Genomic DNA, 13,902 nt, shown 5'->3' with positions numbered 1-13,902 from the left:
CTTATTATTAATCATATTATATTGTTATCCTTGGTACTAAATTCTACTTGATCTCTTTATCTATTTAATAGCGGCAAGACGTCCGTACATTTCTACAATCGCAGCTTGTGTTAATAGCCATTTTTTGTCATCTTTGTTATTTCCGCTTAAGTCTACGTTGAATAAGCCTTTCTCGTCACGTGCATTCTCCCAGGCATAAGATAAACTTCTGTCAAAGTCGTTGATATAAGTTTTATTATTATCTAGATGATATAATTCGATAAACCCTCTGAGCATAACGGCAGTGAACCATATATCGCCTTTCTTTATCATTTTGAAAGGTTCCCCTGTTGTAGGTATAAAGTCGGTAAAGAAATAGTTGTGACATGCTTTAGCTATATCTTGAGCATCTTTCAGGTAAACAGGATTTTTTGTCAATTGGAATAGAATAGCAGCAGATTGCATCATCTGACCGCTATTGTAAGCAAATTTGGCTTTACCTATTTTTCCGTCAAGACGTACATTATCAAAATAAAGATAGTCGGTGGAATCTTGCAGATTCTTTTGTGTCCACTCATATAGCTCTTTGCCTTTCTTAAAATAGGTACTGTCGTTAGTTGCCTTGAATAGTTTTAAAGCAAAAACAGATCCCGGAGCGTTGGAGCAGGTGTTTTTAGATTCCTTTTTTTGTTCACACCAATAGATACCGCCTCCCAGTAAACTATCTGTTCCGCTTTCAATAAATTCCCATATTAATTGAGCTTTATCCAGGTATTTCTTTTCTTTTGTGGCTTGATAAGTGTCAGTATAATCAATACCCAACCAGACATTGTCATCATAAAAGCGATCTGAAGCAGGAGCAGTGCGGATATATGATGAATATGCATTAGGAGTCCGTTTGGTATCAAAGTATTCCTCTAATCCCGGCAGTACCTGATTGTCTAACAGTTTTCGGTATTTCTTATCATGGGTTGTTTCCAACAAAACATTGACTGCTGAAAATGTACCGGAATAAGGCCATAAATAAGAATATTGATTAGGTATATTGGCTTGGTCTTCTGATGCTAAATAGGTAACTTTCTGATTTTCATCAAATGGATAGCTTTCCCGGAGTAAACAAGTATTAGCTGCACTATAATTTTGATAAAGTGAATCCAGTGTTTGCTGAGCTCTTTCCAGATTTATATTAGGTTTTGCTTCTTTTGTGGATACACAGCCGGCTAGTGATGCAACACATAAAATGTTTAATAAAAAACGCAGTGATTTCATATTGTATTCTATATATTATATTTAATTCAAGTTTAATCCAGGATTATGCCGCAAAGTTATCGCCAGTGAATAAAAAACGGATACGAACTTGTGACATTTATGTCTATTATTGTTTGAATGACGTTAAGTTGTATATATATGTCTTAAATACGTACTCTTGTTCAGCTAAAAAAAAGGGGAAAGTCGTTTTTCCTGCATAGACTTTGGACATTTTCCTTATTTTCTATATCTTGCCGACAAATTGACTGGCATATCTTAAAAGAACAAAACCACTACATGAAGGCAAACAATTATAGTATAAAGAAGAGTTTTTCTTTAAATGGCATTTTGTTACTAATTATCGCTCTCCTTTTCGTTGTTTCGGAGGCGGATGCTTCATATACATTACGGCAATTTTCCAGTAAAAACGGATTGTCTAACAGTGCTATCCTTTCTATGTGTCAAGATAGGCATGGTGTGATATGGATTGGTTCTTGTGATGGATTGAACGTTTATGATGGTAGTTATCTGGGATTATATAAATCCGCTAACTTAAATAATCGGCTCTCCGGTAATTTAATAGACAGAGTGATGGAAGGAGAGGAAGATGTACTATGGGTTCAAACCAATTATGGTTTGGACCGTTTTGATACCCGCCGCCAAACGATACAGAGCTTCAAACAGTTTAAAGATATTAACTTTATGGATAAAAGTCCCGATGGTGACTATTTTATTGTTAAAGATGATGGCTATATCTACTATTATTATCCGGGAGCCAATGACTTTCAAAAACTTAATGTCGAGAAAATAGATTTTGAGAAGGTTCAACTGTTGAAAATTGATAGCTCCGGTATTCTTTGGGTAATCTCTTCTGGTTACGATAACCGAAGTTATATGATTGAAAAGAATGGGGATCAGGTTTCATTGATACCTTGTAACTATTTCAATCATCCTGAATCTATATTATGGGCCTTTGTGGAAGAAGAAATGCTTTATTTCGTTGATAGTACTTATTCGCTTTACGAGTGTGAATTACGTAACCGACAGATATATTATGTGGCAGATTTGGAAGAGGAAATACATCATCGTGGTGAAGTATCTTCTATTATTAAACAGAAGAACGATTTTTTCATTGGCTTTAAAAATAGTGGGTTGATTCGATTGGAGTATTTATCGAATTCGAAGGTAAAGTATGCAGTACATCCAATTAATATTCAATCGGGTATTTTCTGTCTGATGAAGGATCGTTTTCAGGATGTTATCTGGGTAGGAACTGATGGACAAGGGATATATATGTGTTTTACAGATGAGTTCTCCATTCATAATGTACTTCTGGATACTCCTGAGTATAAGGTAAATAATCCTGTACGCTCTTTGTTCATAGATCAGGAGAAGGCTTTATGGGTAGGTACGAAAGGTGATGGGATTCTTAGAATAATGGATTTTTATAAAGATGGAAAGGCGGTATCTCAAGTAGAGAGGTTTTCAACTGCTAATAGCACTTTGACACATAATTCGGTTTATAGTTTTGCTTCAAGCCGGTGGAACCGTTTGTGGATTGGAACAGAGGGTGGTCTTAATTATTATTCGTATCCGGAAAAAGCACTCAAGGAATTTTCTGTACTGGCGGATGATAAAACAGTTAAATATGTCCATTCCATCGTGGAATCGAATGACAGTACTTTGTGGGTTGCTACCGTAGGAGAAGGAATTGTTAGAATAATAATGGATACTTCCGGCTATTCACCTAAAGTGAAGTCAGCAAAACGTTTTGTTTTGGATGGTGGGAAAAGAGCTTCGAACTACTTCTTTGTCTCTTTTCAGGAGAATGATTCGACTATATGGTTTGGTAATCGGGGATATGGTGCCTACAAAATGGATACAAATACATGCGAATTGACACCTTGTCGTATTGACGGTGTGGTGAAGAATCAGATGGTGAATGATATTTTCGCTATTTATAAGAATAACGAAGGATATTGGTTTGGTACAAGTTTCGGATTGGCACGTTTGTATCAGGATGAATATCGCGTTTACAATGAGATGGACGGATTTCCTAATAATACTGTTCATAGTATTTTGGAGGGTAAGGATAATCATCTTTGGCTGAGTACTAATCAAGGAATGGTCAGATTCAATGTGAGGGATAATACTGTGCAAACTTATCGTCAGCAGAGCGGTTTGGAAGTAACAGAGTTTAGCGATGGGGCTTTCTTTAAAGACCAGCATACAGGTACTTTGTTTTTTGGTGGAACGAATGGATTTATAACAATTAGTGAGAATGAACATAACTCTGAAGAATATATACCCGCGCTACATTTTAACCGCTTGTCTATTTTTGGTAAAGAATATAATATATACGACTTCTTGAAGGGAGATAAAAAGGAAAAGTTAGTGTTGGATTATAGCCAGAATTTCTTTAATCTTTCATTTTTAGCTATCGATCATATCAATGGAAACAACTATACGTACTTTTATAAAATAGATGAATTAAGTGACAGTTGGATTGAAAATGGTCTTTCCACAACAGCAGCTTTTTCCAATTTATCTCCCGGAGAGTATACTTTGTTGGTGAAATATCGGAGTAATATTACGGGAAAAGAGAGTGAACCATACTCATTGATTATTCGGATTACTCCCCCCTGGTATATGACTATTTATGCTTACATCGTTTATTTCTTATTGTTTGCTGCATTTGCGGTCGGTTGTATTTGGTTGTTGCTGAATCGTTATCGCATGAAGCGTAATGCGATGATTGAGCAGATGAATCAGCAACAACGCGAAGAATTATACGAGTCGAAATTACGTTTCTTTACTAACATAACTCACGAGTTCTGTACGCCGCTGACGCTGATTAGTGGACCTTGTGAAAAGATTCTTACTTATAATAAAATAGACGAATATATTCATAAATATGCTTCAATGATTCAGCAGAATGCATTGAAGTTGAATGCGCTGATATTGGAACTGATTGAATTCAGGCGGTTGGAGACAGGTAATAAGTTACTTAATATTAAACATATCTCTGTCACCGAGCAAGTACGTACCATTGCCGAGTCATTCGGGGAGTTGGTTGAAAGTCGGGGTATAGATTATCGTTTACAGCTTGAAGAGAATGTTAATTGGAATACTGATACTAGTTGTCTGAGTAAGATTGTGAGTAATCTGATCTCTAATGCGTTTAAATATACTCCGGAGAATGGTTCAATAGTAGTCGAACTATTTGTAGAGGGAGGACAACTGTATTTTCGTATTTCCAATACAGGAAAAGGAATTAAGAAAGCTGATCTTACTAAGATTTTCGACCGTTATAAGATCTTGGATAATTTCGAGGTGCAGAATAAGAATGGTATCTCTCCGAGAAATGGTCTTGGATTGGCAATCTGCCACAGTATGGTGAATTTGCTTAACGGGCAGATTCATGTATCCAGCAAACCGGATGAAATCACGACTTTTGAGGTTTTATTGCCTATGATGGAAGTTTCTGCGGATGTTGAAGATGAAAAATTTACAGAAGAACCGATTCTTTCTAGGGAGGAGCAGATAATCAAGCTCCAGAATACTTCATCTGAATTTGATAAGAACAAACAAACCATAATGATTATAGATGATGATCCTTCAATGTTGTGGTTTGTAACAGAAATTTTTGTCGGGAAATACAATGTTATTCCTTTGTACAATGCGGAAGATGCTTTGAAACAATTGACACTCCAATTGCCTGACTTAATTATTTCCGATGTGATGATGCCCGGAATGGATGGAATGTCGTTTGCCAAAAGGATAAAATCTGATAAACTTCTGAGCCGTATTCCGTTGATTCTGTTGTCTGCTCTTAATAATATCGATGAGCAGACCCGAGGTATCGAATCGGGTGCTGAGGCTTATATCACAAAACCTTTCAATGTGGAATATCTTGAAAAAGTGGTGAAAAGACTGATGCAGCGTGAGGAGGACTTAAAAGAGTATTATAGTTCTGTATTGAGTGCTTTTGAATTGGATGACGGTCACTTCATGCATAAAGAAGATAAGTCTTTCTTCGAGAAGATGATGCAGATCATTGACAGTCACATTCAAGACTCAGATCTGTCAGTAGATCTTCTTAGCAACTCTTTGGGATTTAGTACACGGCAATTTTATAGAAGGTTGAAGAATGTCACTGATAAGACCCCTGCTGATATTATCCGTGAGTATCGTCTGAGTATTGTAGAGCGTTTATTACTTACTACACAGCTCTCTATCGAAGAAATTATGGATAAAACCGGATTTAATAATAGAGGAACATTCTATAAAGCATTTGCTCAAAAGTTTGAAATGACTCCGAAGCAGTTTAGAAATCAAAAGAAGAAAGATGCTCAAAGTACTCAGGAAGATGAATCTTCATCTGATTGATTATTAATTATCTGCACATCTCAATTTATATCTATGAATGTTTTCAACGGAAAAAGAAGCTTTTTAAGTTGCATAAACCTCTTTGAATAAAGAGAATAAACTAAAAAAACAGTTATACAGCAGGCTTTATTAGTATATTTTTGTTACGGTAATAAACCGTTTCACGTACATGATCCCATTGGTTCACGTACGCGATCTTTTGGATTCACGTACATGAATCGAACGGATCATGTACGTGAAGCCAAAAGATATACTTTACAAGAAAATTAATCGGGCTTATCTCTATGTTAAGATTACGGTATTTGTACTATTACATACGGTATAAATTGAACGACAATTCTATTAATCAACAAAAAATAAGAGTTTTTACTACCTGTGCAAATGGTAGCCGAATTATATGTTAATAACTAATTGTCAGTTAATTATGTAATAAAATGGATGAATAAAAGTGATAATAGAAATACTATAAATCTGTATTATCACCTTATTATCACTAGTTATTATCACCATTTTACCGTTGATTATAAGTAGCTTATGGCTTAAAAGTGATAAATGATAATAAAAAGACACTTTTGATCTTCAAGATGAGAAAATATAGCGTGTTTGATCGTGAGCCAGACGACTATCCTCAAAATGGCTCGAGTTGTATATGAGGTTGGTTAATTGGCATTTTATTATAAATGCCACATTTTAGTTTCCCTACCGTATAGTAATTAACCTGAGTTCGATATAATTATAGAATGGAATAAAGTATTGTGTTATTGGTTCAAACTCTACATTGATTGCGGGTTTCTTTGGCAGAAACGTATAGGCTATTAGTCCTCCAATCAAATTAGCAATGAAGTTCGCCACTGATCTGTGTCGTGTGTGCTCTATCTGACTATCTTTGATTCTGAATACATAGAATGCATTTCGTTTCCGAAAATGGATACAAAGGCGATAGAAATCCACATAGCCTTTGTTTAAAATATATTAAAAACCTAGCTATTATGAATTAAAATAAATTTTCTGATAAACTTTTCAGAAGTTTATCAGAAATAAAAATAAGGTGCATATTTTCTCGGTAGGACATAAAAAAAACTTTCTGTAACTTTACTTAGTTATATTCATTGATAAACTATAAAGACAGAAAGTTTCTATTTCTCTAATACGATATTATTCAATTGGTCATCAGAAGCTTATTTTTTAGCTTTTCTACGTGCCCATCCTTCTTCATTGAAATCTGGTTCTTCATCTTTGAAGAACTGTTTCCAGTCATCTTTCTTTTGAGGTCCGTGTGCATCGGAATAACCACGTTCTTCCCGATTTGTTTTTTCTTTTTTTATGCCACTTCTAACCGGTGAGGAGTCTTTTGATTTTTTTTCTCTGTTATCGTTGCGTGAAGGAGTGCGTTCCTCAACTTTACCGAATCGTTTGCCTCCCTTATAATCGCTCGAACGGCCATTATTATCACGACCTTTCGAATTTTCTTCACCTGCTATTTCTACAGCCACTTTGCGCCCATTCCGTTTCACGCCATTTAATGCTTTCAAAACGTTGTTTGCCTCTTTTTCCGGAACTTCGAAGAAAGAAAAATTCTGCATCAAGTCAATACGTCCGAGTTCGATACGTCCGCGTGTGTTGCTATTTAATAGACTGATAAGTTCATTTGGGAAAAAATTATCTGTTTTACCCATGTTAATGAATAAACGAGTAAAACCGGGAGCTCCTTTTCGGTTTCTCTTGTCAGCACTACTATCTCTATCTCTGCCATCCCTATCCCTGCGTTCACGGCTGTCGGAAGGTTGTTCAATTTCTGCACGTCCGCGATAATACTCAGAGAAGCGGTTAAACTCGTGTGAAACCATTCGCTTGATCAAGTCCTCTTTGCTCAACCATTCTAATTTACGACAGATTTCTGGCATAAAGTCAGCGATCTCTTCTTCGTTTACTTTCACTTTTTCCAGATCATCAATCACTTTTATCAGTTGCTTCTGGCAAATATCTGAAGCTGTTGGCATTTCGCCGGCAATAAACTTTTTACTGATAATACGTTCAATTTCTCGTAATTTACCCTTTTCACGTAAGTTGATAATAGCGATAGAAGTACCTGTTTTACCGGCACGTCCTGTACGTCCGCTACGATGCGTGTAGCTTTCCGTATCATCGGGTAAACCGTAGTTAATAACATGAGTCAGATCGTCTACGTCCAATCCACGGGCAGCTACATCGGTAGCAACCAATAGCTGCAGATTGCGAATACGGAACTTCTGCATAACGGTATCTCGTTGTGCCTGTGATAATTCTCCGTGGAGTGAATCGGCATTATAGCCTTCCTGCATTAATTTATCTGCAATCTCCTGTGTTTCCTTGCGGGTACGGCAAAAGATGATTCCATAAACCTGCGGATAATAATCAACAATGCGTTTTAGCGCTTCGTATTTATCTTTGGCATGTACAGTGTAAACTACATGTTTTACATTACTGGTACTCTCGTTCTTGCGTCCAATAGTGATCTCTTTTGCATTGCGTAGATAATTCTTGGAAATGCGTGCGATCTCCGGACTCATGGTAGCCGAGAATAATAGAGTATTACGTTCCTGAGGAACGCCTGCAAGAATTGCGTTAATGCTGTCTGTGAATCCCATGTTCAGCATTTCGTCTGCTTCGTCCATAACTACGTTGCGGATGGTAGACAGTGAAACTGTCTTTCGCTCCATCAAGTCAAGTAACCGTCCGGGAGTGGCTACAATAATATGTACACCCCGTTTCAAACTGCGTATTTGGCTGTCGATAGAAGAACCACCGTATACAGGCAGCACTTTCAAACCGTCAATGTATTTGGAATAATCGTTCAGGTCGCCTGCTATCTGTAAGCAAAGCTCACGGGTAGGGCAAAGGATAAGCGATTGTGGAATTCTTTTATTTACGTCAATCTGTTGGAGCAAGGGCAAACCGAATGCGGCTGTTTTACCTGTCCCCGTTTGTGCGAGAGCTACTACGTCGTTATTATCTCCTAAAAGGTACGGAATCACTTCCTCTTGTACCGGCATGGGATTCTCGTATCCCATTTCTTCAATTGCTCTACGTATCTCCGGAGAAACGCCAAGCTCTTCAAATGTCTTCATTAAATCTCTGTATATCTTTTATTTCGGTTGCAAAGATAGTCAATTTACTGGATATTATATACTGGATAATAATAATTATGCGCAGTGGTTTCGTATTATTAATTTTCTATTATCTGTTGCTCGTTAATAGAATGCTGCGTAATTGTTTAATTTCTTCGGCAGAGAGTCCTATTCCTTTCTTAAGGTAGGCTTGTATGTCACCATATTCCATTTCTATTTGTTCTTTGGCAGCATTCAAAAAATCTTCTTTGGCCGAATAAATTGTAGTAATGGCTTCTTGTGAATTAGCCGGTAGATTGTAAGCGTACTTAGAGGCTTTGGGGATATTGAAATAGTCATTACTGAGGCGATAATCTTTCATGATGATATCTTCATTGACTCCTAGAGCAGCTAATAACAGAGCGGAAACAATTCCCGTACGTCCATTGCCTGATGTACAATGAATGACTATCGGGTAACGTGCAGGATCAAGCAAACAGGTGAATATCTGCTTAAACTCAGGTTGGTAATTGGTTACTAAATCACGGTTTATTTGCTCTATTAATCGGTAAACCGTATCTGTTTCTATTTTTCTTTTTTGAATTTCTTGGAGTATGCTTTCTATGTTTTTTGTATAAATAGGAATGTGTAACATTTTAAATCTTTTATCATTGAGTTGTGGAGAATTGTGGTATTCCTGCTCCGACCGAAGGTCGATGATAGTACGAATCCCTATGTTTGCCAATTCTTGGCGAGAACAAGGCGGGATGCTGTCAATCTGTGCTGATCGGTAGATCATTCCCCAACGTACTTTTCCTCCTGTTTCGGATGATTTATATCCTCCTAAGTCACGGAAATTTTGAATGTCATGTATATTGATATTGCGGGTTGCTACTTCAATCCGGTATTTATTGTTGAATACTATCAAAAAATAATAGCGTTGTGAAGGATCTTCCGTAATAATGGTCATTTTACCATCGGAAATATTAGCCATTCCTACAGCGGAGTTTTCAGGAATCAGGTCGGGAGAGGTGGAAGCATATACTTTTACCTGTCCGTTGATTGCTGGATTTATTTCCCATTTGATGATACAATTTCCTATATTGTTTTCTTCGCATACTACTGATATATTGGGATGGGTATTAGTGCAGGAAGGAAGCACTAACAAAATTGTGAGCCAGCTTAACAGGTTTTTGTACATAGTATTTAGTCTTATATCTATTATGCAAAGATAGAAATTACACACAGATTTGATAATTCCTTTGCGATAATTAGCCAAAGTTAATAGTAATTTAAGAGAAGTTTATAAGATTACCACTTCAATAGGAAATTATAACTTGGTGGTAATAATAAAAACAGTCCATACCAAATTGAATATTATATAGTAATTTGATATGGACTTTTATACTGTTCTGATCTGTAGGAACGCCTGAGAAAATTAATTTTCAGCCTTATTTATAATTTATTGCGAACTCCTTTGATATTGAATTGTTGAAACTGCAGCAAACTTCTGCCGAAAAGTCTTTTCCGCATTGAATCACTTTGTCCCACGTTTCCTCATTCAGATTGTTCAGGTCACGATATCGCACGTCATATTTAAGTAATCCGTATATGATTCCTGCATTGAAATTATCTCCGGCTCCGATGGTGCTCACAGCTTTCAATGGTTCTACTGTATATTCTTTGCTGATGGTTCCTGTACGTAGCACTACCTTTTCGGCTCCTGCGGTACAAATGAACCGTGGACAATAGAATTTGATTTTATCTTTGTATATCTTGTCTGCATCTTGCATGCCGTACATATACAAGAAATCTTCTGTCGAACCACGTACAATGTCTGCATATTCCAAATTCTCGATGATAGTTGAGGCCAGTTTCATCGCTTCATTCTTATGCGAAGAACGGAAGTTGGGATCATAATAAATAATTGCCTTCTTTTCACGTGCTTGGTCGAGTAATTCCAAAATCTTATCCCGCAGTACCGGATTTAATGCATAATAAGACCCGACTACTACAATGTCATCTTCTTGCAGCTTAGGAAATAATACATCTAGACGTTGCTTGGGATAATCCTTGTAAAAGATATATTCAGCATCGCTTTGTTCGTTGAGGAAGGCAAGAGAAACTGGTGATTTTCCATCCGGAAATACGCTGACATGATCTGTCGGTATATGGTTGTCGCGCATAAATTGCAGGATAATATTACCTACATGGTCGTTGCCTGTCTCACTGATAAAAGAAACATTGACGCCCATCCGTCCTAAAGATACGATGCCGTTGAATACAGAGCCTCCCGGTACGGCAGCAGAAGGCTGTTCACCCCGAAAGATGATATCGAGGATTGTTTCTCCGATACCTACTACTTTTCGCATAATGACCTTGATTTTTCTCCTAAATAGCCGCCATGATGACGTTTGGAATATTCTTCAATAGTGAATTTAGTCTTCTTCATGGTTTGTACTACCAATATATCGCCAATAACAGTCATTGCAGTAGTCGATGTAGTAGGAGTCATGCCAAGTGTACAAACTTCTGCAGGATGTCCGGTGCTCAGGCAAACATCAGATTCATCTGCAAGCGGGCTTTCAGGATTTCCTGTGATGACGATAAACTTCAATTTGGGATTCAGATTGTGAGCCAATCGAGTCAGTTCGACAATTTCTCTTGTCTTGCCTGAATTAGATATTAACAGAAGCAAATCGTTCTCCTGCAAAATACCCAGATCACCGTGTTGTGCTTCGCTGGGATGCAGAAATACCGAAGGGACTCCTGTAGAACAGAATGTTGTAGCGATATTCATTGCAATCTGACCGGCTTTTCCCATACCGGAAGTAACTAGTTTCCCTTTCTTTTGGTAGATTTGTTCAACTATCAGGTCTACAGCTTTTTCGTAAGCGTCCGTAACCGGGATATTTAGCACGGCTTGTGCTTCCTGCTGCAAAAGTTGTTTTATAGAATCAATCATAATTTTTTGGGTGCTTGAGTGTGTCCGTATATTGTCTACCGACTGTGGACACGTTATTTTGTTTTTTCTTTTAATTCATCCAGTGTGTTGGCAACTTCATAATAAGTTGAAAAAGGCAGGCGGGCAAATCCTTTTTCTTCTAATGTTTGAAGTGTTTTCAGTAGCTCATCGTAAAATCCGTATTTATTGTAGAAGATTACTTTTTTATGGTGGTATCCGATAGAAGCTGAGGCTATTACATGAAAAACCTCATCGAGTGTTCCTACTCCTCCGGGTAAAGCGATCAATATGTCCGATTCTTCTGTCATGATGTCCTTACGGTCACTCAGATTCTGTGTGCGAATAATCTTATCAAGGTATTTGCTCACTTTTCCATTCTCTTCAAGTTTGGAGGGTACGACGCCAGTCACAGTTCCTCCGTATTCTTTGACTGTATGTGCAATACATTCCATTAGTCCAAGATTTGCACCTCCGTAAATCAACGTTTTGTTAGTTTCTCCTATCCATTTCCCTATTTGACGGGCACTGTCGAAATACATTTTGTCAATGTTTTCAGAGGCGGAGCAGAAAATTCCTATCTTTTTCATACACGTTGTTACTGTTATAGTCCACAAATATCTGCAATTTTCTATAAACGACAATAAGTTTTATTGTATTTTTGCGGTATTAATTCAATAAGGAAGAAGAAAACAATGCAATATAACGAATATACATTGCAAAATGGTCTGCGCATCATTCATGAACCGACCCTTTCAAAAGTCTCTTATTGTGGTTTCGCTATTGATGCAGGAACACGTGATGAGGCTGAGAATGAGCAAGGAATGGCGCATTTTGTGGAACATCTCATTTTTAAGGGAACCGGGAAACGGAAAGCATGGCACATCTTGAACCGGATGGAGAATGTGGGAGGCGATTTAAATGCTTACACCAATAAGGAAGAAACGATGGTTTACGCCGCTTTCCTGACCGAACATTTGGAACGTGCACTTGAACTGTTGGGAGATATTGTATTCCACTCCACTTTTCCCCAACATGAGATAGAAAAAGAGACGGAGGTGATTATTGACGAGATACAGTCGTATGAAGACAATCCGTCTGAGCTCATTTTCGATGATTTCGAGGATATGATTTTCCGCGATCATCCTTTGGGAAGGAATATTTTGGGTAAACCGGACTTGCTTCGTAGTTTCCGTACAGAAGATGTTTTTTCATTTACCCGCCGATTTTACCAACCCGGTAATATGGTCTTTTTTGTTCAGGGACAATATGACTTTAAAAAAATCATTCGACTGGTAGAGAAGTATGTATCTGATATTCCTGCGGTGACAGTGGATAACCGGCGGATTGTTCCTCCTTTTTATGTTTCGGAGCGTTTGGTTGTGTCTAAGGATACGCATCAGGCTCATGTGATGATCGGAAGTCGTGGATATAATGCCTATGATGATAGGCGGACAGCTCTTTATCTGCTGAATAATATTCTGGGAGGTCCCGGAATGAATAGTCGGTTGAATGTATCGCTCCGCGAACGTCGCGGATTGGTGTATAATGTAGAATCGAATCTGACGTCCTACACCGATACAGGTGCTTTTTGTATTTACTTCGGAACGGATATCGAGGATATGGATACTTGCATGAGGCTCACTTATAAAGAATTGAAACGAATGCGGGACGTTAAGATGACTTCCTCTCAGCTCGTGGCTGCCAAGAAACAACTGATCGGACAAATCGGAGTAGCTTCGGACAATTTTGAAAACAATGCACTGGGTATGGCGAAAACATTCCTGCATTATCATAAATATGAATCTTCCGAGCTTGTCTTTAAACGTATTGAAGAACTGACTTCGGAACAACTGCTAGAAGTGGCCAATGAAATGTTTGCAGAAGAATATTTGTCTACACTGATTTATCGGTAACTTTGTACTGTTATCAATGAATGACAAACTTTCTAAACTGCTAAAATGATCTTGATAACTATTTAATTTTATATACCCCCCCCCTGAAAAACTTAACATGAAATTTCTTTCTTTATTTCTGATGCTTCCTTTTATGTTATTTGGACAGCAACAAAAGGGTGAATTTACATATACGCCCGCACAAGACCTTTTATTAGTTGGTAAAGCAATGCCTGGGAGTGAGTATTTACTGAGAATTGAGCAATTGGGGTCATATTATCATCCGACTGACTTTATAAAATCGGTAATTTATAGTTTCAATGGATCAAACTATTGGTTTTAA

8 protein-coding genes and 1 pseudogene are annotated in these 13,902 nt (G+C 37.6%); 2 read left to right on the top strand and 7 right to left on the bottom strand.

Annotated features, from left to right (window positions below):
- Window positions 1-60: 60 nt before the first annotated feature.
- Window positions 61-1,248: a glycoside hydrolase family 76 protein gene (locus PHO71_RS00795; RefSeq protein ID WP_300197475.1), complete on the bottom strand. Its 1,188-nt coding sequence runs from the start codon at window positions 1,246-1,248 to the stop codon at window positions 61-63.
- A gap of 276 nt (window positions 1,249-1,524) precedes the next feature.
- Here PHO71_RS00795 and PHO71_RS00790 point away from each other — a divergent pair, with 276 nt between their 5' ends.
- Window positions 1,525-5,616, top strand: coding sequence for a hybrid sensor histidine kinase/response regulator transcription factor (locus PHO71_RS00790; protein ID WP_300197473.1), 4,092 nt, complete (start codon window positions 1,525-1,527; stop codon window positions 5,614-5,616).
- 699 nt (window positions 5,617-6,315) lie between these two features.
- Here the strand turns inward: PHO71_RS00790 and PHO71_RS00785 are convergent.
- The 6 genes and pseudogenes from PHO71_RS00785 to PHO71_RS00760 all read right to left on the bottom strand — a co-directional run.
- Window positions 6,316-6,498 (bottom strand): annotated as a pseudogene (locus PHO71_RS00785) (hypothetical protein); the annotation flags it as partial.
- 296 nt (window positions 6,499-6,794) lie between these two features.
- Window positions 6,795-8,723, bottom strand: coding sequence for a DEAD/DEAH box helicase (locus PHO71_RS00780; RefSeq protein WP_300197470.1), 1,929 nt, complete (start codon window positions 8,721-8,723; stop codon window positions 6,795-6,797).
- A 109-nt stretch (window positions 8,724-8,832) separates the two neighbouring features.
- Complete coding sequence (locus PHO71_RS00775) at window positions 8,833-9,903, bottom strand: tyrosine-protein phosphatase (protein WP_300197467.1); 1,071 nt, start codon at window positions 9,901-9,903, stop codon at window positions 8,833-8,835.
- Between the two features lie 250 nt (window positions 9,904-10,153).
- A complete protein-coding gene (locus tag PHO71_RS00770; RefSeq protein ID WP_300197464.1) occupies window positions 10,154-11,074 on the bottom strand; it encodes a carbohydrate kinase in 921 nt (306 codons plus the stop codon).
- A complete protein-coding gene (locus tag PHO71_RS00765; RefSeq protein WP_300197461.1) occupies window positions 11,062-11,667 on the bottom strand; it encodes an SIS domain-containing protein in 606 nt (201 codons plus the stop codon). Before PHO71_RS00765 ends, PHO71_RS00770 begins: the two co-directional genes overlap by 13 nt.
- Window positions 11,668-11,720: 53 nt before the next feature.
- Window positions 11,721-12,254, bottom strand: a complete 534-nt coding sequence (locus PHO71_RS00760; RefSeq protein ID WP_300197458.1) for a TIGR00730 family Rossman fold protein — start codon at window positions 12,252-12,254, stop codon at window positions 11,721-11,723.
- Between the two features lie 105 nt (window positions 12,255-12,359).
- On the opposite strand from PHO71_RS00760, the gene PHO71_RS00755 reads away from it, so the two are divergent.
- A complete protein-coding gene (locus tag PHO71_RS00755; protein WP_300197455.1) occupies window positions 12,360-13,580 on the top strand; it encodes a pitrilysin family protein in 1,221 nt (406 codons plus the stop codon).
- Window positions 13,581-13,902 lie beyond the last annotated feature (322 nt).

It is taken from the genome of Bacteroides sp. (assembly GCF_028690125.1).
GTDB lineage: Bacteria > Bacteroidota > Bacteroidia > Bacteroidales > Bacteroidaceae > Bacteroides.
Note: the sequence above shows the minus strand (reverse complement) of the source record. Positions and strands in the feature narration are given on the sequence as shown.